21 protein-coding genes and 1 pseudogene are annotated in these 23,117 nt (G+C 46.0%); 18 read left to right on the forward strand and 4 right to left on the reverse strand.

Features of this window, described 5'->3' with window-relative positions:
* Positions 1-29: 29 nt before the first annotated feature.
* From H171_RS24520 to H171_RS24980, 8 genes and pseudogenes are all read left to right on the forward strand, one after another.
* Entirely contained in the window at positions 30-284 is a 255-nt protein-coding gene (locus H171_RS24520) for a VOC family protein (protein WP_242976856.1), read from the forward strand.
* An 82-nt stretch (positions 285-366) separates the two neighbouring features.
* Positions 367-591: a hypothetical protein gene (locus H171_RS24525; protein ID WP_242976857.1), complete on the forward strand. Its 225-nt coding sequence runs from the start codon at positions 367-369 to the stop codon at positions 589-591.
* Positions 592-743: 152 nt separating this feature from the next.
* Positions 744-1,859, forward strand: a complete 1,116-nt coding sequence (locus tag H171_RS04480) for an ABC transporter substrate-binding protein (RefSeq protein WP_100304077.1) — start codon at positions 744-746, stop codon at positions 1,857-1,859.
* Positions 1,860-1,974: 115 nt separating this feature from the next.
* A complete protein-coding gene (locus H171_RS04485; RefSeq protein WP_100304078.1) occupies positions 1,975-3,054 on the forward strand; it encodes an ABC transporter ATP-binding protein in 1,080 nt (359 codons plus the stop codon).
* On the forward strand, positions 3,048-4,700 hold the full coding sequence (locus H171_RS04490) for an ABC transporter permease (RefSeq protein ID WP_100304079.1): 1,653 nt from the start codon (positions 3,048-3,050) through the stop codon (positions 4,698-4,700). The genes H171_RS04485 and H171_RS04490 overlap by 7 nt, the downstream gene beginning before the upstream one ends.
* Positions 4,701-4,763: 63 nt before the next feature.
* The gene (locus H171_RS04495; RefSeq protein ID WP_100304080.1) at positions 4,764-6,212 is read left to right on the forward strand and encodes a phosphoglucomutase/phosphomannomutase family protein; all 1,449 of its coding nucleotides are present in this window, start codon (positions 4,764-4,766) and stop codon (positions 6,210-6,212) included.
* A gap of 135 nt (positions 6,213-6,347) precedes the next feature.
* Complete coding sequence (locus tag H171_RS04500) at positions 6,348-6,629, forward strand: hypothetical protein (protein ID WP_100304081.1); 282 nt, start codon at positions 6,348-6,350, stop codon at positions 6,627-6,629.
* Between the two features lie 15 nt (positions 6,630-6,644).
* Positions 6,645-6,941, forward strand: a pseudogene (locus H171_RS24980) (helix-turn-helix transcriptional regulator); the annotation flags it as partial.
* Here the strand turns inward: H171_RS24980 and H171_RS04510 are convergent.
* On the reverse strand, positions 6,936-7,781 hold the full coding sequence (locus tag H171_RS04510; protein ID WP_100304083.1) for a hypothetical protein: 846 nt from the start codon (positions 7,779-7,781) through the stop codon (positions 6,936-6,938). The pseudogene H171_RS24980 and the gene H171_RS04510 overlap by 6 nt on opposite strands.
* Positions 7,782-7,914: 133 nt before the next feature.
* Between H171_RS04510 and H171_RS04515 the strand changes: the two genes are divergently transcribed.
* The 5 genes from H171_RS04515 (at position 7,915) to H171_RS04535 (ending at position 13,217) form a co-directional block, all read left to right on the forward strand.
* Entirely contained in the window at positions 7,915-8,979 is a 1,065-nt protein-coding gene (locus H171_RS04515; protein WP_100304084.1) for an extracellular solute-binding protein, read from the forward strand.
* Positions 8,976-10,694 carry a histidine kinase gene (locus tag H171_RS04520; protein WP_100304085.1) on the forward strand — a complete coding sequence of 573 codons (1,719 nt, stop codon included), beginning with the start codon at positions 8,976-8,978 and terminating at the stop codon, positions 10,692-10,694. Before H171_RS04515 ends, H171_RS04520 begins: the two co-directional genes overlap by 4 nt.
* Positions 10,687-11,451: a response regulator transcription factor gene (locus H171_RS04525; RefSeq protein ID WP_100304086.1), complete on the forward strand. Its 765-nt coding sequence runs from the start codon at positions 10,687-10,689 to the stop codon at positions 11,449-11,451. The genes H171_RS04520 and H171_RS04525 overlap by 8 nt, the downstream gene beginning before the upstream one ends.
* Before the next feature lie 105 nt (positions 11,452-11,556).
* Positions 11,557-11,931, forward strand: coding sequence for a desulfoferrodoxin family protein (locus tag H171_RS04530; protein ID WP_025233703.1), 375 nt, complete (start codon positions 11,557-11,559; stop codon positions 11,929-11,931).
* 128 nt (positions 11,932-12,059) lie between these two features.
* Positions 12,060-13,217, forward strand: coding sequence for a DUF4317 domain-containing protein (locus tag H171_RS04535; RefSeq protein ID WP_100304087.1), 1,158 nt, complete (start codon positions 12,060-12,062; stop codon positions 13,215-13,217).
* Between the two features lie 3 nt (positions 13,218-13,220).
* Here H171_RS04535 and H171_RS04540 read toward each other — a convergent pair whose 3' ends face one another.
* Positions 13,221-14,381, reverse strand: a complete 1,161-nt coding sequence (locus H171_RS04540) for an acyltransferase (protein WP_100304088.1) — start codon at positions 14,379-14,381, stop codon at positions 13,221-13,223.
* A gap of 173 nt (positions 14,382-14,554) precedes the next feature.
* On the opposite strand from H171_RS04540, the gene H171_RS04545 reads away from it, so the two are divergent.
* The 3 genes from H171_RS04545 (at position 14,555) to H171_RS04555 (ending at position 18,733) form a co-directional block, all read left to right on the forward strand.
* Entirely contained in the window at positions 14,555-16,294 is a 1,740-nt protein-coding gene (locus tag H171_RS04545; protein ID WP_242976858.1) for a restriction endonuclease FokI C-terminal domain-containing protein, read from the forward strand.
* Between the two features lie 20 nt (positions 16,295-16,314).
* The gene (locus tag H171_RS04550) at positions 16,315-16,983 is read left to right on the forward strand and encodes a Crp/Fnr family transcriptional regulator (protein ID WP_186802582.1); all 669 of its coding nucleotides are present in this window, start codon (positions 16,315-16,317) and stop codon (positions 16,981-16,983) included.
* Positions 16,984-17,095: 112 nt separating this feature from the next.
* A complete protein-coding gene (locus H171_RS04555; protein ID WP_100304090.1) occupies positions 17,096-18,733 on the forward strand; it encodes a SulP family inorganic anion transporter in 1,638 nt (545 codons plus the stop codon).
* A 350-nt stretch (positions 18,734-19,083) separates the two neighbouring features.
* Here H171_RS04555 and pdaA read toward each other — a convergent pair whose 3' ends face one another.
* Together pdaA and arcC are read right to left on the reverse strand one after the other, a co-directional pair.
* Complete coding sequence (gene pdaA / locus H171_RS04560) at positions 19,084-19,860, reverse strand: delta-lactam-biosynthetic de-N-acetylase (RefSeq protein ID WP_242883329.1); 777 nt, start codon at positions 19,858-19,860, stop codon at positions 19,084-19,086.
* Positions 19,861-20,000: 140 nt separating this feature from the next.
* On the reverse strand, positions 20,001-20,939 hold the full coding sequence (arcC, locus tag H171_RS04565) for a carbamate kinase (protein ID WP_100304091.1): 939 nt from the start codon (positions 20,937-20,939) through the stop codon (positions 20,001-20,003).
* Between the two features lie 357 nt (positions 20,940-21,296).
* Here arcC and H171_RS04570 point away from each other — a divergent pair, with 357 nt between their 5' ends.
* Both H171_RS04570 and H171_RS04575 read left to right on the forward strand, forming a co-directional pair.
* The gene (locus tag H171_RS04570) at positions 21,297-22,040 is read left to right on the forward strand and encodes a CPBP family intramembrane glutamic endopeptidase (RefSeq protein WP_100304092.1); all 744 of its coding nucleotides are present in this window, start codon (positions 21,297-21,299) and stop codon (positions 22,038-22,040) included.
* The gene (locus H171_RS04575) at positions 22,037-23,056 is read left to right on the forward strand and encodes a glycosyltransferase family 2 protein (RefSeq protein WP_100304093.1); all 1,020 of its coding nucleotides are present in this window, start codon (positions 22,037-22,039) and stop codon (positions 23,054-23,056) included. The genes H171_RS04570 and H171_RS04575 overlap by 4 nt, the downstream gene beginning before the upstream one ends.
* Positions 23,057-23,117 lie beyond the last annotated feature (61 nt).

The following is a 23,117-nucleotide window of genomic DNA, read 5'->3' on the forward strand; positions in this document are numbered from 1 at the left end:
CTCAAAACAGTCAGGAGGATTGGATCCAGGTGAAAACCAGCCATATTGTATATAAGGTAGATGACTTGCACCAGGCAGTAAAAGAGTATAAGGAAAAGGGATTCGTAGTTGAATATGGGACAAAGAAAAACCCATATAATGCGATTATTTATTTCTCCGAAGGTCCTTATCTGGAACTGCTTGCTTCAACAGGAATGCCGAAAATCATAAAGAGGATTGTGTGTTTGTTTGGTAAGAGCAGATTGGCAGACCGCCTGAATTATTCGGATAATGACTTATTTTAACATTGATCCGAAACCTGTGAACTTTATACACCCGAATGGTATAAGAAGAATTAAGAACATATCCTTCGGAGCGAGGGAAGAGTTGATACCAATTATCAGGGAACTATGCGACGATCCTGTATTGACCCTGTTTACAGGGAGAGGAATCAAAGATCTGGATATGCAGTTAGGAAAATATAATTTAGGCCGCCATTTTTTGGCGGCTTTTTTGTTTCAGAACAAGATGCCAGGCAGGTGGTCTGATCCAGTGGTACCGGGCGGCTTTTATAATAAAATTATCTATTATGTACATGTACGATTGCTATAACAATAAAAAATAGTGCAAAAGTTCAGAATGACAAAAGAAATGTAAGAATATTAAATGGAAAAGTGCACATCAAGACCTTATAATTAGATCATAAGAATTAAATATTTCATATAAGCGTGAACTAAAATAATTTATTAAAGGAGAGGTTATTTATGAAAAAAAGATTATTAACAGCTTCACTGGCAGCACTGGCAGCATTAAGCTTATCTGCCTGCAGCGGCGGCGGAAAGCCTGTAGAAACAACTGCAGCCCCCCAGACGGCGGAGACGACGGCATCTGCCGAAACAAAGGCAGAGGAGTCCAAGGACGGAGCAGACGCTGCGAAGGCACCGGAGGATTACAAAGGAACTGTTGTCGTATATTCTCCCCATGATGCGGACCCACTCAATGCAGGCGTGAACTTATTCATGGAAAAGTATCCAAACGTTAAGGTGGAAGTTGTTGCAGCCGGTACAGGAGAACTGTGCAACCGTATTGCAGCAGAGTCCGCTAACCCCATTGCAGACGTATTGTGGGGCGGAGGCGCAGACTCACTGGCAGCGTTTAAGGATCATTTCGCTCCCTATGTATGTGCCAATGACGAGTTCATCGGCGATGCTTATAAGGACGCCGAGGACATGTGGATCGGTGAAAGCCCTCTGCCTATGGTCATTTTTTATAACAAGAACTTAATCGAGAAGGATGGCCTTACCATTCCCGAGACATGGGAAGATTTAACTAAGCCTGAATGGAAAGGCAAGATCGCATACTGCCTGCCATCTAAGTCCGGCTCCGCGTACACGCAGCTGTGTACCATGATCCTGGGCCATGGCGGCAAGGAAGACGGCTGGGATTTCATTAAGAAATTATATGACAATCTGGATGGAAAGATTGTTGACTCTTCCGGCAAGTGCCACAAGATGGTTGCAGACGGCGAGTTTTACGTAGGCCTGACCCTGGAGAAATCCGCAGTTCAGTATAAAGATGATCCGTCCGTTGGATTCGTATATCCCAAAGACGGAACCAGTGCGGTACCAGATGGTGTAGCTCTTGTAAAGGGAGCTCCCAATGAGGAGAATGCAAAGCTGTTTATCGATTTCGTTACATCAAAAGAGTGCCAGACAGAGCAGAGCAAGAACTGGGGACGACGTCCGGTAAGAAGCGACATGGAAGTAGGCGAAGGTATGGCTAAATTACAGGATATTGTGCTGGTGGATTATGATTTTGACTGGGCAGCAAATGAGAAGGAAGCCATTATTGAGAAATTCAATGATATTATGGTCGACTAATAAAAAGGATAGGAATACATTCTGACGAAAAGACTGTCCCGGCCCTTATGGGACAGGACAGTCTTTTACTGTAACAGACAGAAAGGCACCGAAGGTTTAAGGAGGAACGAAAGGTATGAGCCATGCAGTAATTATTAAACAGGCCGTGAAAAAATACGGTGATTTTACAGCACTAAATGGGGTGGATCTGGAGATGAAGCCGGGGGAATTTTTCACGTTACTTGGTCCCTCCGGATGCGGTAAGACAACTTTGCTTCGTATGATTGCAGGATTCAATTCTGTGGATGGCGGGGAGATTTGCTTTGATGACAGGGTAATCAACAACTTGGATGCCCACAAGAGGGATATCGGCATGGTGTTTCAGAACTACGCCATCTTTCCCCATCTGACCGTGGCGGAGAATGTGGCTTACGGTCTGAAAGCAAAAAAATATCCCAAAGATCAGATTTCTGGCAAAGTAGAGGAAGCCCTCGACCTGGTGCAGATCAAAAATCTAAAGGACAGGAAACCAAATGAGCTTTCCGGTGGACAGCAGCAGCGGGTGGCTCTGGCAAGGGCATTTGTCATTGAGCCGGGGGTACTTCTTATGGATGAACCCTTATCCAACTTGGACGCAAAGCTCAGAGTACAGATGAGAACGGTTATTAAAAAGCTGCAGAGACGGCTTGGGATCACCACCATTTACGTTACTCACGATCAGGAGGAAGCTCTGGCTATTTCTGACCGGATCGCAGTAATGAAAGAAGGTAATATTATGCAGGTAGGATCACCGGAAGAGATTTATAAGAAGCCGGCGAATACCTTTGTAGCCGGATTCATCGGAGTTTCAAATTTTATTGACTGTGAAGTGGATGGAAGCGATCCGGAGAAAGCCGTATTAAATATTAAGGGGGAATGCAGCTTAACCTGCAGGCTGAATTCCGCCTACAAAGGAAGCGGGATCATTTCCGCAAGGCCGGAGCAGTTATTTTTTGATGAAGAGGAAGGACTTCCTGGCAAGATCGTCATTTCCACCTTCCTGGGAGATTTTATTGAGTATGAAATCCAGCTGAACAACGGGCAGACCATACAATTGAATGAATACACAAAGGATGCCGGCGACTTGCGGCCGGACGGTCAGGAAGTGAGGGTGAACTTTGATATCAGTGCGGTAGGTGTATACGATGCTAAAACCCAGGAGGTGATATCATGGTAAAGAAAGGATGGAAGTTTGACTTCTGGTTTTGGGTAAAAGTAGTGGTGGTAGGCTTCATGCTGCTGTTCCTGATTTACCCTTTCTGTACCCTGATTACGCGAAGCTTCTTCTCCGGCAAGGTGGAAGGCTTTACCCTTGAGAACTACATCCGGTTTTTCACGAAAAAGTATTATTATTCCTCTCTTGTGCGAAGTCTGTTCGTCTCCATTGTCACCACGGCTTCGACTTTGGCCGTAGGGGTGCCCATGGCCTATCTGATGTCCAGATATAACGTTTTTGGAAAGCGTTTTATCCATATTTTCATTATTATGAGTCTTATGAGCCCGCCGTTTATCGGCGCTTACAGCTGGATCATGCTGTTCGGGCGTGCTGGCTTTGTGACTCGGTTTTTTGAAAGTATCGGGATCTTTCTTCCAAGTATCTATGGTAAATTGGGCATTATTCTTGTTTTTACCTTCAAGTTGTTTCCCTATGTGTACTTATATACATCAGGGGCAATGGGAAGCATTGACTCAAGTCTTGAGGAGGCGGCGGAAAATCTGGGAAGCAACAAGCTTCGCCGGCTTTTGACCATCACCATACCGGTCATTCTGCCATCCATTGCAGCGGGAGCCATTATGGTATTCATGACCAGCCTTGCGGACTTCGGCACGCCAATGCTCATCGGCGAAGGCTATATGGTACTTCCCGTCTTAGTATACAACGAATATATGAGTGAGATCGGCGGAAATGCTCATTTAGCCAGTGCCCTGTCTGTGATTGTAGTGCTCTGCTCGACTACGGTGCTCTTGCTGCAGAAATATTTTGTGACCAGAAAAAATTATGTCATGACAGCAATGAGACCTCCTAAGGAAGAGCAGCTTCACGGTTTCAAGCGCTTCCTGGTAACATTGCCGGTTGTGCTGGTAACATTTATCGGCATCCTTCCCCAAATCGTAGTGGTGGTCAGCAGCTTTATAAAAAGCGATTTTACAGGTTTCAAAAAAGGTTTCAGTATCGAAAGCTATGTGACGATTTTTAACAGACTGTGGACCAATATCCGGAATACGTTCGTGTTCTCCGCCACAGCTATTGTATTCATTATCATACTGGGAATGCTGATATCCTACATCGTAGTGCGTCAGAAAGGGATAGCAGGACAGTTGATGGATCTTCTCATTATGTTCCCCTTTGTCATTCCGGGCGCGGTTCTGGGCATCAGCCTGATCGTGGCCTTTAATAAGCAGCCCATGATCCTTACGGGTACTGCTGCTATTATGATAATCGCCTTTGTAGTCAGGAAGCTGCCTTATACGGTACGGTCTGGCAGTGCGTTCCTGCAGCAGATGGACCCCAGTGTGGAAGAGGCCTCCATCAGCCTGGGCGTATCACCCATGAAAACCTTTGCAAAGGTGACCGCAAGGCTTATGGCACCGGGAATCCTGTCAGGAGCTATCTTAAGCTGGATTACCTGCATCAATGAGCTGTCCTCCAGCGTTATGCTTTACGGCGGCAAGACAAGTACCATATCCGTAGCCATTTATACGGAAGTTGTCCGAAACAGCTATGGTACGGCGGCTGCACTGGCTTCCATATTAACTGTCAGTACGGTTATATCCCTGCTCATTTTCCTGAAGGTAAGCAAGGGAAAGGTTTCGGTTGTATAGTCCATCTAAAGTTTTCACAGGAAGGCTTTGGGAATTTTTAGAAAACATGGAGGGATACGAAGGATGGTAGCGTTTGGTACTGGTGGCTGGAGAGCCATTATCGGAGAAGATTTTACAAAGGAGAATATCCAGAAGCTGGCGCTTGCCGTCAGTCTTAAGATGAAAGCGGAAAACGTAGAGGGGGAAGGGATTGTCATAGGATATGACAGGCGTTTCCTGTCCAAAGAGGCGGTTATCTGGGCCTGTGAGATATTTGGGAATCAGGGAATCAAGGTGTATTTCGTAAACCGCAGTTCCCCCACACCCCTCATCATGTTTTATGTAATGAAGCACCGGTTGAGCTATGGCATGATGGTAACGGCCAGCCATAATCCGGCCATTTATAACGGGGTCAAGGTGTTTACTTATGGCGGGCGTGATGCGGATGAAGTCCAGACCCAGGATATTGAAAAATATCTTTTAGAAGCGGAGAGGATCTATGAACCAAACCATGAGGCGGCGGGACAGATGCCTCCATCCTCTTACCTTGAGCTTGTAAAAAAAGGAGTGGTAGAGGAAATCAATCCTCTAAATGAGTATCTGGATAATATCATATCCGTCATTGATATGGATGCCATACGGTCCCGGGATTTCCGGGTCGCCATTGACCCCATGTACGGAGTTAGCCTTACCGCCTTAAGCACCATCCTTTCTGTTGCAAGGTGTACCATTGAAACCATTAATGACCAGCATGATACTTTGTTTGGCGGAAAGATGCCTGCGCCAACAGAGCAGACCTTGCGAAACTTACAGAATTATGTGCTGGACCGGTACTGCGATATCGGAATCGCTACGGATGGAGATGCGGACAGACTGGGGGTTATTGACGATCAGGGCCGTTATCTCCACGCCAACAACATTCTGGTGATGCTGTATTATTATCTTTTGAAATACAAGGGCTGGCGGGGGCCTGTAGTTCGAAGCCTTTCCACCACCCATGTTCTGGACCGGGTGGCGGAGAGCTTTGGGCAGAAATGTTATGAGGTTCCCGTAGGGTTTAAGTTTGTATCCGCGAAAATGCAGGAGACGGATGCCATCATCGGCGGAGAGTCCTCCGGCGGCCTGACGGTTAAGGGACATATCCATGGCAAGGATGGGATCTATGCCGCCTCGCTACTGGTAGAAATGATGGCCGTATCAGGGAAAAAACTGTCTGAGATTGCAGGAGATATCCGCAGAGAGTATGGGGCGATCCATATGGCAGAGCGGGATTACCGCTTTACCAATGAGGAAAAGGAGAGAATCAACCAGATTCTCATGATTGACCGGAAACTGCCTGAGTTGCCTTTCGATATTGGCAAGATCTCATATATCGACGGTTGTAAGGTTTACTTTAAAAACGGCGGCTGGGTGATTGCAAGATTCTCCGGCACAGAGCCGTTGCTGCGGATCTTCTGCGAAATGGGAGCAGAGGCGGATTCTGTGAGCGTGTGCAGTTTGTTTGAGGAATATCTGGGACTGCAGGAAGGATAGGGATAGGAAGAGAAAGAAGAGGAAGAGGCTGCTGCAAAAAGGAAATTATGGAGCAACAGCCTCCTCTTAATTGTATAGTATAAAACCATTTGTCTGGACGAAAAATTCGATTCAGATAATGAAGACTTTATATTATTGACAGCTCAAACCAGCTGGCAGGCAGAGGTTCTATTTTTACTTAATCAGATATATGACGAAATGCACAGCGAGAAACGCAGTCTGCTTCGTTTATTGTCACAGGCAGTATCTCTGTGTGCCTGTATAGAAGAACATATTCAGCATATTTCCGGACATAATGATGCCGAAGAATCATGGATGATTATCCGAAAGATGACCGGGTACATTCATCAGCATTATGACCTTAAAATGATAATGGATGATATTGCAGCAGCCGGTACCGTATGTAGAAGTAAATGATATGAACTTTTTAATAAGTATGTGGGACAGACTCCTAACAATTATCTGTTTCAATACCGTATCCAAAAAAGCCGTGAAATGCTGCGGGAAACCAAAAGACCTATCTGCGAAATAGCATTTGCATGCGGTTTTCAAACTGCAAGCTATTTTTCCTATGTTTTTCGTAAAGAAATGGGCATCATACCCAGGACTTTCGTAAGCAATCCCAGAATTTTCCCATGCAGTAACAATAAACTTACAAAAACAGCAGGTGAGCGCAATCACTCAAATGCAGTTCACCATTATTATTTTGCAGCAGCCTCTTCGTTATAAAGTGTCAAAGCGGATATAGGTGCGGTCGTCAAAGCTGTCATTTCCCTTAACCAACCCTTTGGTTCCCTTATTTTCCCGAAAGCAGAGGGGATCTTTTTGTATGAGCTCCTTAAGAGCGGCTTCGCTTTCAGCCAGAGTCTCCTTAAGAACGGGATAGCCGTCGCTTGCAAGGACTAACCGGGAGTTGGGAGGTACGGTATGGATGATGACACGATTTGAGTGAATGGGAAAACCGTTTAACACATCATATCCATAGTCAGAGTCCTCATTGGCGAAAAGAAGCTGGCGGCGCAGGAGAGGAAGAATGTATTCCCTCCCGGTGTCATGGCTGGAAAGTGACGCTTTTGTCCGTCCTGATAGAAGCTCTGTTTGAATATAAAGGCTTCTGACCTGGGAAAGCAGGCTGTCAATGGCTTTCACTTGCTGATGGTGGACGCCGCCAATGAGACATTGGCAGTCACCAAAGGCCCATACCTCCCTGCGGCTGATGCTATACAGTATAATAACTGCCTGCAGGCGTTCTTCAGGTCTTTCTTCCAGGATGGAGCGTCGTGATCGGCAGGCTATGGCCAGGGAGTCGTTTAAATAGTCCATGGCGCCGGTTCCGTCAATGTTGGGAGGCATGGTGCTTAAGGCATTAAGCAGTACCTCTTTTGCGTAGCATCCGCTGGTCATGTTACCAGGACGGTCTCCCGGAGGTTCGGGCCAGGTAAGGGCTCCCTTGCTTGTAACCCCGTCGATTACTGCGATAAAGTTCTCATTTACAAACAGTCCATCTTCGCACCGGCTGCTTCCGATGTGCTTTGGGATAATGGATTGTTCTATGATATGTACGGCCATGGCAGGCACCTCCAATTGTCTATTAGGTAAAGTTTACCATATATGTGGTCTTCTGCCCATGGTAAAATAAGCATTTTTTTGATATAATGGATAAAACGAAACCATATGGCGGACAGGAGAGGAGGAAGCGTCTATGAGACTTTTTGACAGCACCAGGAAGAGATGGCCGGCGGTCTGCACGCTGTCTCTTATTTGCTGCATCCTGCTGTCTTCCTGCCAGCCGGAAACGGGAGAACAGCCCATGAACTCCCAGGCGGATCTGGTGGTTTACTCGGTTCAGGAAAAAGGGATATGTGAGCCTATTGTCAAGGAGTTTGAAGAACGTACAGGCCTTAATGTAAAGGTAGAAAACGGATCTTTGGAGGAGTTGTTAAGAAAATTAGAGGATGGCATCGGCCCATATGGAGATGAGGGGGAAGTATGGGATGTGGTATTTGGGGTAGGAATTGAGACCCTGGAAGAAAAAAAGGAATACTGGCAGGCTTATGAAAGCCCGGAAGTTCCAGCCATAGTCGGGGCGTTCCGGTGTGAAGATCATAAGTGGACCAGCTTTTCCGCCTGCCCCTTAGTTATCATGTACAACACCAATGTGGTGACATACCGGGAGGTGCCTGCGGGCTGGGCCAGCCTGTTGGAGCCAAGATGGAAAGGCAGGGTTGCTTTTGTAGATCCCGGTATGTCGGATATCTATTCCTCAGCACTGGCAACGGCTGTCTATACATACCGGGGAGAAGGAGATTATATGAAGCAGCTGGCAGATAACCTGGAATACGGGAGTCTTTCCAGCTTATCGGAGGTGAATTCCGGGATTTTGGATGGCAGATATTCCCTGGGGGTCACCATAGAAGGGGCGGCCCAGGCGCTGCGCTTAAGAGGCGCAGATGTGGACTACATTTACCCGAAAGAAGGGACCACGGTGCTGCCGGATGGTACAGCCATTGTAGACGGCTGTCCCCACCCTGAGGCGGCCAGGCGTTTTTTGGATTTCACGGTCAGTAAGGATACTCAGAGGATTCTTGTTTCGGATTTAAACCGGCGCTCCGTGCGGATGGATGTACCTCCTCTTCCAGGACTTTTCCCTGTTAGCAGGCTTTCTATCATAGATATGGATTTAAAAGGTTTGTCCGGGGAAAAAAAAGAAATCCTGAAGCAATGGAATAAGGTTCTGAATGTTTACAAAAGGAGGACTGGAGGATGAAGTGGTACGCTCAGTTTTCTTTTAAGACACGGATATTTTTGGGGTGTCTGTTGGTAGCTCTGGTGCCTCTTACCTTTTCAAGCGTGGTAGTTACCAGGCTTTTTACAGCTTCCATTAACCGGCAGTTGGCGGTGGAGGGAAACCGGCAGCTGGAGGAGGTAAGCGCAAAACTGACCCAGCTATTTGAAAACTGTGAGAAGGCCTGTGAGACTTTTACAGCGGACGGTACAGCAGCCAGGGTGATGATCGATAAGGATGCCATTGAGATGCAAAAGGATTTATATCTGTCCTTATATCAGGCGGTTCAGGAGATATACAGCAGCGCTCAGTTCAGCATTTATGATTCCGGCGGAAAGCTTCGTTTTACAACGGATACTGCATCAAAAAACAGTTCTCTCCCCATCCGCTGGGGGTTATTAAAGAAGGCCCAGGAGGTGAGAGGGATCACCTATTACAGGACGGATCCCTATCTTCCGGGAACGGATAAAAATATCCTGATGCAGGGAGCCTATTCCCTGGAAAATTCCCATGGAGCAAGAACCGGATATGTGGTCCTGGATTTTTCCCGTGAAAACTTTGACAATCTGTTAAATGGCTTCTATTCTTCCGGAGATACATTTTTGGTGCTGGATTCCCATCAGAGGCCCATGTACTGTTCCAGCCCGGAGTATGGGGAAAAGGAGATCAATGACATCATCTTTCATGGAGTATCAGGACATGAGGGAGATAAGGGAAGAGGAGTGTATACCAGGTATTTATGGACCAGGGAACCTTCCCAGGGAATCTATGTCATCTTAAGACGTTCCGCACCAATCAGTGCAGAGGCCATCCGCACCATGGGAACGGTAAGCATACTTTTATCGGCTCTGGGCCTGGTTCTCTGCCTGATGATTTCCGGTGCTCTGTCAAGAGGCATTGCCCAGCCGGTAAGCCAGCTGGATAAGGCTATGGCAAAGGTGAAAAAAGGGGATTTATCCATCCGCATTCATACAAGCCGGCAGGATGAGCTGGGAAGGCTGACGGAAAGCTTTAACCAGATGACAGGCGACTTACAGAAATACTTAGAGGACACGGTTCAAAAGCAGAAGGATTTAAATAAGACCACCATTAAATTGTATCAAACCCAGCTAAACCCTCATTTTCTTTATAATACCCTGGATACGATTAAGTGGAATGCCAGGATCAACCAGATCCCGGAAATAGCCATATTGGCAGAGAATCTGGCGGTGATCCTGCGAAGAAGTATTTCCAGCCGCCCTTTCATCACCTTGAGGGAGGAATTAGAAACCATTGAAAGCTACATTCAGATCCAAAAAATCCGTTTTACAGGACGTTTTCTCTATGAAACCGAGATACCGGACCAATTGGAGGACTGCATGGTGCCCAGGATGTTTTTACAGCCCTTGGTGGAGAATGCCATCATTCATGGGCTTGATGGGTGCGAGAACGGATACATCTGTATTTTTGCTGATCAGAAAGATGGAGTATTAAGCATATCCATTACGGATGACGGGTGCGGGATGGATAAGGAAATGGTGGACTGGATCAACAGTGACAATCCCATCAAAAGAGATGGACACTTAGGGCTTTTTAATGTGATCCGTATACTGAAAATTTATTACGGACAGGAATATGGGATCAGGGCGGAAGTGACAAAGGAGGGAACCACCATTGCGTTAAGGCTGCCGGTCCAGAGGGAGGTGACGGATGTATAAAGTCATAGTTGTGGAAGATGAGACGATGGTCCGCCGGGGAATCATTTTGACCATTAACTGGGCGGCTCTGGACTGTGTGATAGCGGGCGAGGCCGCTAATGGGGAGGAAGGGGCCAGTCTGGCAAAACGGCTTTCCCCGGATATTATCGTGACAGATGTGAAGATGCCCCGTATGGACGGGGTGGAGATGATCACCAAACTTCGGGAAGAAGGGTGCAGAGCGAAGTTCATTATTCTGACTGCTTACGGGGATTTTAAGTACGCCCAAAGCGCGTTGCGGTTAGAGGTCAGTGATTATCTCTTAAAGCCCTTAAAGGATGGAGATTTAGAACAGGCCATCCTGCATATCCGGAGCCAAATCGAGCAGGGGAAAGAAAAAGAGGCAGGAGAGGTTTCGGCACCGGTGCTTCTTTTTAATGCGGACAAGAAATCCAAGAACAAATATGTGGCTGAGGCCATCCGGTACATCCGGATGCATTATCAGGAGAACATCACCATTAGTACGGTGGCGGAATATCTGGAAATCAGCGAAGGATATTTGAGCCGGGTGTTAAAAAAGGAAACGGATTATACCTTTACCAGCTATCTAACGTTTTACCGGATGCAGGTAGCCATGTCCCTGCTAAAGGATTGCCGGGTCAAGGTTTATGAGGTGGCGGACCAGGTGGGTTATTCGGACACCGCTTATTTCAGTGCACAGTTTAAGAAGCTTTTGGGAGTATCCCCTTCGGAATATCAGGAAAGATGCGGCAAATGAGAAGGGCTTTGTTTGCCGGTTTAATTCTATTGTAAATGAATGGTAAATATGGTATAATGAGAATATAATTCAATAAAGATTCAAAAGACGAAGGAGGTTATTGCTATGAAGTTTTTAAAGTGTAACCGTTGCGGTAATATTGTAGCGGTTGTAGAAGAAAAGGGCGGTACCATTACGTGCTGTGGAGAGAATATGCACGAATTGGTAGCCAATACAACAGATGCTGCAACTGAGAAGCACGTTCCGGTAATTGAGATTGACGGTCAGCATGTAAAAGTTACAGTTGGTTCCGTTGAACATCCAATGCTTCCTGAACATTTCATCGGTTGGATCGCATTAGAGACCAAGCAGGGCAATCAGAGAAAGATATTGAATCCAGGTGACAAACCAGTGGCTGAATTCATGCTTTGCGACGGAGATGAAGTAGTTGCCGCATACGAATACTGTAATCTTCACGGATTATGGAAAGCAGATAAATAATAAAGTTGAAAAGCTCATGGACCTGATGGTCTGTGAGCTTTTTTTTGCGATACCAATGATTGACATCTGCCCCGATTTGCTCTAGTATTAATTCTGAAGTTTTACATTAGGATAGGAGAAGCCGTAGAATGAATAAGAAAGAAGCTAACGAAATAAAGAAACTTTTTACTCCTGCTAACTGTGCCATCAGCCGTATCTGTGGCTGTTATGTGGATGCGGAAAAAAACAAAAGAACGGAAATTAAGGAGGCATTTTTATCCCTCCCAGAGGAAGAAGCGTTTAAATATTTTGCCATCTTTAGAAGCGGCCTGTCAGGGACGATCGGCAAGAACATGGTCAATATGGAATTTCCCTTACATACGGAAGCTGAAGGCGGAACCCAGAACTTTCTGTTAAAGCTTCGGGACAGCCAGTTAAAGGATGATGCCCTGATCGAGGAATTTTATGATAAGGTGATCGCAAGCTACGACTACGGCGAGAATTTTTACATCATCCTCATTCATTGCGCCTACGATATTCCCGCAAGGTCCTCTGATGGACTTGAAATGGATGATGCCTCTGATTTTGTTTATGAATTCATCCAGTGCTCCGTCTGCCCGGTTAAACTGTCAAAGGCCGGCCTTTGTTACAATTCTGAGTCTAACGTAATCGAAAACCGCAGCAGGGACTGGATCGTGGAGGCTCCTGATACCGGCTTTTTATTTCCGGCCTTTAACGACCGGAATACGGATATTCACAGCCTTTTATACTATACCAAAAACCCGGAGCAGATGCCGGAACGCTTAATTGATGAGCTGCTTGGCTGTGTGATCCCTATGTCAGCCAAGAGCCAGAAAGAAACATTCCAGGCTCTCGTGGAGGAAACGCTGGGAGATAACTGCGATTTTGAAACGATTAAGAATCTTCACGAAAATTTAAATGAGATTCTTGAAGAAACAAAGGATGAACCGGCTCCCTTTACCCTGGACAAGTATCAGATGAAAAGGCTGTTGGAGAACAACGGAGCCAGCCAGGAGAAGCTTGAGGAGTTTGAGCAGCGTTATAGCGAAAACGAAGAAATGTCTGTGCCTCCCTTTATCGCTTCCAATGTGGTTAATACCAGAAGCTTTGAGATCAAGACAACAGATGTGAGTATAAAGGTAGCGCCTGATAAAACCCATCTGGTAGAAAACCGGATGATCGACGGCCGGCCATGCATTGTCATAGGCATCAGTGAGCATGTGGAAATCAACGGAATCACAGTAAGGCCCATAGCAGCAGATAGAACAATGGAGCCGGAAGAGTAATACTCACCGGCTCCTTAATGGATGTACCAAGCCTTTAAAAAGGGTTTGGGCACAAAGAACAACGGTCTGGTCAAAGAGAAATGCCGCTGCGGCTGACAGAATTAGAACAAGAAGAAAGGAAAGCAGGGTGCTGCCTGCCATTCCGAAATTAAGTCCGGCGATATGGAGCCGTTCCCTTACAAAATAGAGCACGGCCCAGTGTACCAACAGGATGGAATAACTATGCCGGATTAAGAAGTTCATTACGATCCCAGGCTTTGGAAGCCGGTCTTCCAGGGCGCGGAGCATAAGAATGACCGAGGCTGCCAAGAGGATCATGGCAGGGGCGCCTTCTGCCAAAAGGATGGCCTTGTAATCAGGCCGCAGGGCAGTACAGAGGACGGTAAATAAGCAGGCTGCGAAACCTAGTCCCCACCAGGCTTTCCTGTATTTCATGGAAATTGGTTGTGCAAAGTAATAGCCAAGTAAAAATACCCCTTCCCATGGGCTGATCATAAGCTCAAAGTTTAAGGGAAGGCCTATGGCAGGCAGATAAACTGCCAGACAGCGGAAGAGAAGGATTAAAACCGCCAGTCCGTGAAGCATGGAGTCGTTTAGATGCTTTAATAGGATACTGAAAAAAGGAGCCAGGATATACAGAGACAAAATGACATAGATCACCCATAAATGGGGGGCCCACCCAATAGGGCCTGCCGCCATATCCTTTAAGGCTCTGAAAATGCCGCTTAGGAAGCCGGAATTGAAATACTGGCAGGAGAGCAGGATATAAATGCAGTAGTAACAAAAAAAGGGAAGGGCCACCTGGAAGAATCTTTTATAGTAAAAAGAAGCCAGGCTGTCTCTTTGTTCCCTAAGGATCAAAGCGCCGCTGTTCATGATAAACAGGGTGTTGCAAACCAGAAGAATGGAAGAAAGAGACTGCACCGCCACCCATTCTTTGGTCCCGGAAGTAAGTCCGGCTGTGGAAAAATCCACACAGTGGACTAAAATGACGAAAAGAGCAGCAATCAGACGGATATAATCCAGATAAAGAATCCTGCTTTTTCCGGCATCATTTCCTAAAAACAGATGTTTTATGTAATCTGTGTCCTGGATCTGCCGCCTGATATGAATGCAGCAGGAAATTGCTATAAAAGCCAGTATTGTCATCTGTAATTTTCCCATAAGTTCTGTTCCTTTCCGGTCCGGTTATTCTCGCGAAGGCTTGAGTTTCCACCATTATATCACAGGAAACCGGTCATCACAAACCAAACGCTTCGGGTGTTCCATGGAAAATTACGTGGTCAATCCAGGGAGGCTATGATATACTTAAGAAAAATGAAACGTACAGAGAGGAAATGACAGTGGCAGATCGGACATTTGGCTGGGTACAGGAGGCCTATACCCTGGATAACTTAAAAAATGTGGTATCCGCGTTCGTGCCGGATTCAAAGATCAACAGGATCCTGCGCATGGATAAAATACCCAGGCTCATATCGGAAAAAGACGGGAGAGATGAGTTTATACGGGAATTAAGCGGCGAGGAGATCACCATTCCTTATACCCATTTAAAGGGAAAGGGGACACCTGTCGGCTATACAAGGAGCAATGCCCCCTGTTCCGGAATTATCCAGGCAGTTCTGCCAGGGCAGCGGAAGGAATACCAAAGCGACTGGCCTGCAGATTCCTTTCTGAGATGGGCGGTAAGCATTGGCTTTCTCCATTACAGCCGGACCGATGATGTTTGTTCCCTGTCCCCCCTGGGGCGTCAATATGCGGAGGCAGCCGAAGGAAGCGAGGAAGAAGCCGGCGCATTAAAGACCGCATTGCTTTCCTATCCGCCCGTATGCAGGGTGCTGTCCCTGTTAGGAGAAGAAGGGCATCTGACAAAGTTTGAGATAGGAGCAAGACTTGGCTTCATCGGAGAGGCAGGCTTCACCTCCATTCCCCAATACATGATCCTGCAGGGACTGGCGGAAGCAGAAACCAGGGAAGAGAGGACAAAGCTTCTTCAGGATACGGAAGGAACCAGCGATAAATACGTCAGGACTATTTGCAGCTGGCTTTTACAGATGGGCTGGATCAATAAGGTGGCAAAGGAGGTAACTGTTTCTATTGGTGGCCTGACCTGCACCGGAACCATTCCCCAGTCTTATCAGCTGACGTTAAAGGGAAGGACCATATTAAAACATGTCACAGGAGTTTCAAGGTTTCCAAGGATTCCCAAACGGGTGATGTGGGATATGCTGGCTACCAAGGTAGCTGACCGGGAATATTTACGCAACCGGCGGACCCATATTATAAAATGTCTGGAAGGTGCCTACCGCTCCCCTTTGCAGGTAAAGGAGTATTTAAAAGGCATGGGTATGGAAGAGGAGGAGGAGACGATTCTCGATGACCTCCGAAGCTTTGAAAATATTGGGCTTCAAGTGAAAAAGACAGGAAATACCTATCGGATCATGGATGAGATTACCGGTCTTGAACTGCCTTTTAAGAGCCATGGGCCGGTACCGGTGAAATCAGAGGTGTCCTTATGCAAGGATTATCTAAGATCCCATTTGAACCATGTGGATCATAGGTATCTGATTCTTTTGGATTTGGGATTTGACGGCACCTCTGACCGGGATTATGAGATACAGACAGCCCAGCTTCTGACTGGAGAACTTAACTTTAAGGGAGCCAGGCTTGGCGATACCAGAAAGCCGGATGTGTGCGTATATTATGGAGAAGATGGGCTGATCATTGATAATAAGGCTTATGGAAAGGGGTATTCCCTTCCGATCAAGCAGGCTGATGAGATGTACCGTTATATCGAGGAAAATAAGGAACGGAATGAGAAGCTTAATCCAAATAAGTGGTGGGAGATCTTTGACAAAGATGTGATTCACTATCACTTCGCATTTGTTTCCGGGGCCTTTACCGGCGGATTTAAGGAAAGGCTTGAGAACATCCGGATGCGTTCCGGGATTTACGGAGCCGCAGTCAATTCCATGAATCTTCTTTTGATGGCGGAAGAACTGAAGTCCGGAAGACTGGATTACAAAGAATGTTTTAAGCTTTTTGACTGCAATGACGAGATTGTGTTACAACGTTCTTAGGCACATGGAGGTTTGATGATATGGTGTTGGGAGAATACCTTCCTTTCTGGAATAAGCTGACAGAGAAACAGAGAATGCTCTTAAAAGATAAAGCCAGGGAAGCCAGGTTTGAAAAGGGTACGCTGGTCCATGGCGGTGCTGACGGCTGCAGCGGGCTTTTGCTTGTGACCGCGGGGCAGCTAAGGGTTTTCATGTTATCGGATGAGGGGCGGGAGCTGACGCTTTACCGTCTGCTTGAGCGGGATATCTGCCTTTTTTCCGGTCCCTGTATGGTTAAAAACATTCAGTTCGATGTGACGGTGGAAGCGGAGCAGGATTCCGTGGTTTCTGTAATCCCGCCGGAAGTTTATAAGACGCTGATGGAGCAGTCGGCAGTTGTTTCCAATTTTACCAATGAGCTTATGGCTTCCCGTTTTTCCGATGTCATGTGGCTGATGGACCAGGTCTTAAATAAGAAAATGGATGGCCGCCTGGCCGCTTTTCTTCTGGAAGAGGGAAGGCTTAACGGTTCCAGTGAGCTTTCCATCACCCATGAGCAGATTGCCCATCACCTGGGAACTGCAAGAGAAGTGGTTACCCGGCTTTTGCGCTTGTTCCAGGCAGATCATCTGGTAAAGCTCACCAGAGGAAACGTGGAGCTGCTGAATGAAGAGGGGTTGGAGCTGCTTGCTGCGAACAGTCTGCGGTAGAAATCCTTGTACTATTTGAAAAACATTGGAAATTTCCTTGCATTCTTCCTTTTTCACAGTTATATTATAAAAAGTTTATAAAATATTTATAATGTACAGAGGAACAGGAAAGATGAAGGATATTATCCCACAGTTTTTTTTATCAATGAAGCATTACACAAGGGAGCAGTTTGTAAAGGATGTCATTTCAGGGATCATCGTGGCGATCATTGCTCTGCCCCTTTCCATCGCCCTTGCCCTGGCTTCCGGTGTGACGCCGGAGCAGGGGCTTTATACAGCCATTGTTGCAGGCTTTGTGATTTCTTTTTTGGGTGGCAGCAAGGTGCAGATCGCAGGGCCTACGGCAGCATTTGCATCCATTGTAGCCGGAATTGTCTTAAAAAACGGGCTTGACGGCCTGGCTGCTGCAACCGTCATGGCCGGGATTCTCCTTGTAATCATGGGGTTTTTACGACTGGGAAGCCTGATACGCTTTATTCCATATACCATTACAAGCGGGTTCACCGCTGGCATTGCGGTGACCATTTTTATCGGCCAGATAAAGGATTTCCTTGGTCTTACCTTTGAAAAGGCGCCGGTGGAGACCATGGAAAAGCTGGAGCAGGTGGTACGCACCATCGGAACCTTTAATCCAATGGCGCTGGCCATAGGAATGATCGCTCTTGCCGTACTTATCATCTGGCCAAGATATTTTAAAAAGGTCCCCCCATCCCTGATTGCAGTTATTCTGACTGCTGTTTTAGTAAAAGTACTGGATCTTCCGGTTCATACCATAGGGGATCTGTATACCATCTCTCCGAAACTTCCGGAACTGCATATTCCGAGGCTGTCCTTTGCCATGATGGGAAAGGTCATGCCCGATGCAGTGACCATCGCGGTGCTGGCCGCCATCGAATCATTGTTGTCCTGCGTTGTGGCTGACGGTATGATAGGCAGCAGGCACAATTCAAACATGGAACTGATCGCCCAGGGTGTTGGAAATACCTTCTCCGCCCTGTTTGGAGGAATTCCTGCGACTGGCGCAATTGCACGGACAGCCGCCAACGTTAAAAACGGGGGAAGGACTCCTGTGGCTGGAATGGTTCACGCGGTTCTTTTGCTGTTGATCCTCATATTCCTGATGCCCTATGCAGCTCTTATCCCTATGCCGGCCATTGCAGCGATTCTGTTTATGGTTGCTTACAATATGAGCGAGTGGAGAGAATTTGTTTCAATTGTAAAAACTTCCCCCAAAAGCGATTGGTCGGTGCTTCTGGTATCGTTTGTCCTTACTGTGGTATTTGATCTGGTTATGGCCATCGGCGTCGGCCTGGTCATCGCTTCTTTGCTGTTCATGAAGCGGATGGCAGATGTGGCCGAGGTAAATGGCTGGAAGTATCTGGAGGATGAAGAGGATCATGATGGAGACCGAATTGACTTAAAGCCGGTTCCGGGACATGTAGCCGTATTCGAAATCAATGGCCCGATGTTCTTTGGAGCCGCTGATAAGATATCCAAGGTAGTCTTAGAAGATGGAAAGAGAGTGCTGATCCTTCGTATGCGGAGCGTGCCGGCCATGGATACAACTGCATTAAAAAGTTTAAAAAAGCTTTACAACAGCTTAAAAAGAAAGAACGTTACACTGGTATTATCCCATGTAAACGAGCAGCCCATGTCAATGATGGAACGGGCGGGATTTGTAGAAGATATGGGAAGAGAGAATATTGCGGGATGTATTGATGATGCTTTAATGCGCGCCTCCGTATTATAAAAGCCAGAAAGGCAAAATCAGGCCATAAGAAGCCAGAGAAAAGATAATTTTCGGCTTCTTATGGCTTTTCCATTTTCAATGAGCCATTTATTAAAAAATGGATTGCTGTTGTTGTAAAACTGTGTGTATGTATATGAATACAGCTTATTTTTGTATGTATTAGAATACCTGGATCCGCAGAGGGAAGTCCGGATGAGATTTTTTCAAATCCGAAAGAAGAGAGAACCAGACAATTTTTATCAAGGATTTTTTCCCTGGATTTCAATAAAAAAGATGAGCTTTGAATGGTATAAAACCATTTTAAAAGCTCATCTTTTATTCCATAAATACAATTTTAGAAGACAGCGTTTCTACTGAGCCACCAGCTGATCCAGAGACTTGAACTGATAGCCCATTTCCTCCCATTTCGTCAGCAATTCATCAAGAATCTGGGCGTTGGTGCTGGAGGTGCTGTGTAAGAGCACGACAGCGCCGGGATGGATCCTGCCTAAAAGCTTTTTAAAGGCTTCTTCCTTTGTGGGCTGCTTATCCTGATACCAGTCAACGTAGGCAAGGCTCCAGAAAAAGGTTTTGTAGCCTATATCATTCGCCATTTTTAAATTGGCCTCACTGTATTTCCCCTGTGGCGGACGGTAGTATTGTTTCATGGGCTGTCCGGTAGTCTGTTCAAAAAGGTTCTCTAAATCCTTAATCTCTTTTTCAAATGCTTCTTTTGAAGATATCTTAGACATATCCGGATGGTGATAGGTATGATTGCCTACGATATGGCCTTCTGCAACCATACGCTTTACTAACTCCGGAGCAGTCTCTATGTAATTTCCTACTACAAAAAAGGTGGCCGGGGCATTATGTTTCTTTAATGCATCCAGTATAGCAGCGGTATTTCCGTTTTCGTATCCGGCATCAAAGGTCAGATAAAGAACTTTATCCGGGGTTTTTTCAGCGTAATAGGCATTGTACTGTTTCAAATAGTCCATGGTAGCATTGGCTACCGGCGGCTGCCCTTCCTGCTGGAAACTTAACCCCCAGTTTCCATCTGCAGCAGTCTCCACGGCCCTGTGTTGTTCGACCATCATGGCTCCAAGGTGGCCGGCCAGAAAGGCGCAGAGGAAAAGCAGGAATACCATAATTGCTTTCTTTCCTGTTTCTGGAGGGATAGAAAGCTTTCTGATTCTTTCTGCAATCTTTAATTTTTGCAAAAATTTCATGAATAAAGCTCCGTTATATTACATTTGTTTCAATATATGAAACGGACCTCTGTCCTTATTCAAAAAGATTGTATTACCGTACCTGCTTTACCTTCCAGACTTGCTTCTGCTTTGTCCAGAGAGGTAATGATGGCTTTCCGGTTTTTGCCGTTTTGCAAAAAATCCACGGAGGCTTCTATTTTTGGGAGCATAGAGCCTGATTCAAACTGTCCTTCCTGAATGTAGCCTTCTGCTTCCTCCAGACTCATCTGGCTGATGGGACGTTCATCAGATGTTCCGTAATTCAGAGTAACATTGTCAACGTTAGTAAGGATCATGAGCACATCGGCTTCGATTTCCTTTGCAAGCAGTCCGGCCGCCCGGTCCTTTTCAATGACTGCGCTGGCGCCCTTTAAGCGATATCCCTGTTCCATCACCGGTATGCCGCCGCCTCCGCAGGCGATGACGATCTGGTCTGCATCCATAACGGCCTTTATGATGTCTATTTCCACAATGGATACAGGCTTAGGAGAAGCCACGACTCTGCGGAAGCCTTTGCCGGGCACTTCCTCCACATAGTTCCCCTTTTCTTCTTCCTCTTTTGCATCTTCCGCGGACATAAAACGTCCCACAGACTTCATGGGGGTGTAAAAAGCCTCGTCATAAGGGTTTACCATCATCTGTGTCAAAATGGTGGCGGCAGATTTGTAAATGCCGCGTTTTGCAAGTTCTGCCTGAATGCCATTTTGCAGATCATAACCGATGTAACCCTGGCTCATGGCAGAGCATACGGACATGGGCGCAGAAGTATAGCCGTCGTGAAGTTTACCGAATTCATTCATAGCTGTGTGGATCATGCCCACCTGCGGAGCATTGCTGTGGGTGACTGCCACCTGCCAGCCGGCCTCAATAAAATCTGCGATTACTTTTGATGTTTCGGCAACTGCCTTTTTCTGTTCCGGAAGATTTGTTCCCAATGCATGATGTCCCAAAGCCAGGACAATACGTTTTTTTGCCATATCTGTTCCCTCTCAATTCCGTATAGTTTGGTCAAAAAGTATAAAGATATTATATTATCAGATAATAAAAAAATCAACAGGTTTAAAGAGATGGGAACCTTTAGAAAGATTGGAATGATTCTTTAGAAATAATTATGAAAATTTTGGTAGATATCCTGTGATTGGATGGTATAATGTACACGAAAGCAATGAACAGCGCAAAATAAAGCAGGCAAAAAAATTTGTTGTACTTGCACATTAGAAATTTTTTGCCTGCCTTTCATAGGGCGAATGCCCGTGAGTGTAAACCTACGGTTTTACAAGCTGCACTGCGGATGTATGGTACAAAGTATAAGAAAATGAAAGGACACCATATTAATGATATCAATCATCCTGCATCTGATCCTTCCCATGTTTTTTTATACAGCCATGACGACAGTTTTATATTTATACTTAAACTTAGGCCCATTGGAAGCCACCGCCTTATCCGCCATTTTAGTCTCCCCCGTGCTATATTACTTTTATTCCGCAGACCAAAGGCGCCGTGGAGCCCAAGCTTCCCCAGGATTTAATCTTCATGGCTGCTTAATCTATATCTTAATATTTGGATCATCCTTATGCATCCTCGGCAATTATATAGTGAATATACTTGGACTAACTGAAATATCCGTGTCCTATAAGGAAGCGGAAAATAACTTATATTCTGCGTCCTTTCCCCTTCAGCTCCTTGCTTCCGGCTTTATGATCCCTTTTGCAGAAGAGATCATATTCCGTGGACTGGGTTTTGCCGCGCTTAAGGAAAAGCTACCCTTTTGGCTGTCTGCAGCCTTATCCGCAGCTCTTTTCGGGCTTTACCATGGAAATCTTCCCCAGGGAGCTTATGCTTTTCTCATTGGCCTGGCAGTTGCCTGGCTGTATGAGATTTCAGGAACATTGCTGGCCCCTTATCTATTTCATGTATCAGCAAATTTACTGTCGCTCTTGGTAGTGAATACTGAGCGTTTGAATTCTTTGTTTTATACAGACCGGAGGCCGGTTTTGGCGGCCGCATCAGCGGTGGTGTCTGCCATTTGTGCAATCCGCATTTATCAGAAAAACAATTTTAAGGAGGATGTTGTGTGAAACTTTTATCTGTAGCAATTCCATGTTACAACTCTGAGTCCTATATGAGGCACTGTATTGATTCTCTGCTGCCGGGAGGCGATGAGGTTGAGATCCTTATTGTGGATGACGGATCTACCAAAGACCATACAGCAGAAATCGCGGATGAATATGAAAGAAATTATCCGGAAATCTGCCGGGCGATCCATCAGGAGAACGGCGGCCATGGCGCGGCAGTCAATGCTGGCTTAAAAAATGCCACTGGAATTTATTTTAAGGTGGTAGACAGCGATGACTGGGTGGACGAGTCTGCTTATAAGGAAATTCTGGATACTTTGCGGCGATTTGTTTATGGGGAAGAGACCCTGGATATGCTGATCAGCAATTTTGTATATGAAAAGCAGGGAGCAGCCCGGAAAAAAGTCATGAATTACCGCACCGCCCTTCCTAAGAATGAGATGTTTAGCTGGGATGAGGTCAAGGTGTTCCTGCTTGGGCATTATATTCTCATGCATTCGGTGATTTACCGGACAGAGCTTCTGATACAATGCGGTCTGGAACTTCCCATGCACACTTTTTATGTGGATAATATATTTGTTTACCAGCCGCTGCCTCACGTAAGAACCATGTATTATTTGGATGTAAACTTCTACAGGTACTTTATCGGTAGAGATGACCAGTCTGTAAACGAATCGGTCATGATCGGCCGCATTGACCAGCAGATCAAGGTGACAAAACTAATGCTTGGCTATTACGATGTAATGAAGATCAAGCAGCGTAAGCTGCGTCATTACATGGTGCGGTATTTGGAGATCATGATGACCATATCCTCCATCCTTGCAATTAAGTCAGATAATGATGAAAATATGGAAAAGAAAAAGGAATTATGGCAACATCTACGCAAGCAGAACTTACCGCTGTTCCTAAGGCTTCGGTGGGGCTTTATGGGTCAGGGAGTCAATCTCCCTGGAAAAAGCGGAAGGAAATTCCCTATTACGATCTATAAAATGACCCAGAAATTTTTCGGTTTTAACTAAAACTACTATTGGCATTAAAAAACAAATATCCCCTGGCCTATCAATGAAAGGCGTCAGGGGA

Origin of the sequence: [Clostridium] celerecrescens 18A, assembly GCF_002797975.1 — a bacterium.
Classification (GTDB): Bacteria; Bacillota; Clostridia; order Lachnospirales; family Lachnospiraceae; genus Lacrimispora; species Lacrimispora celerecrescens.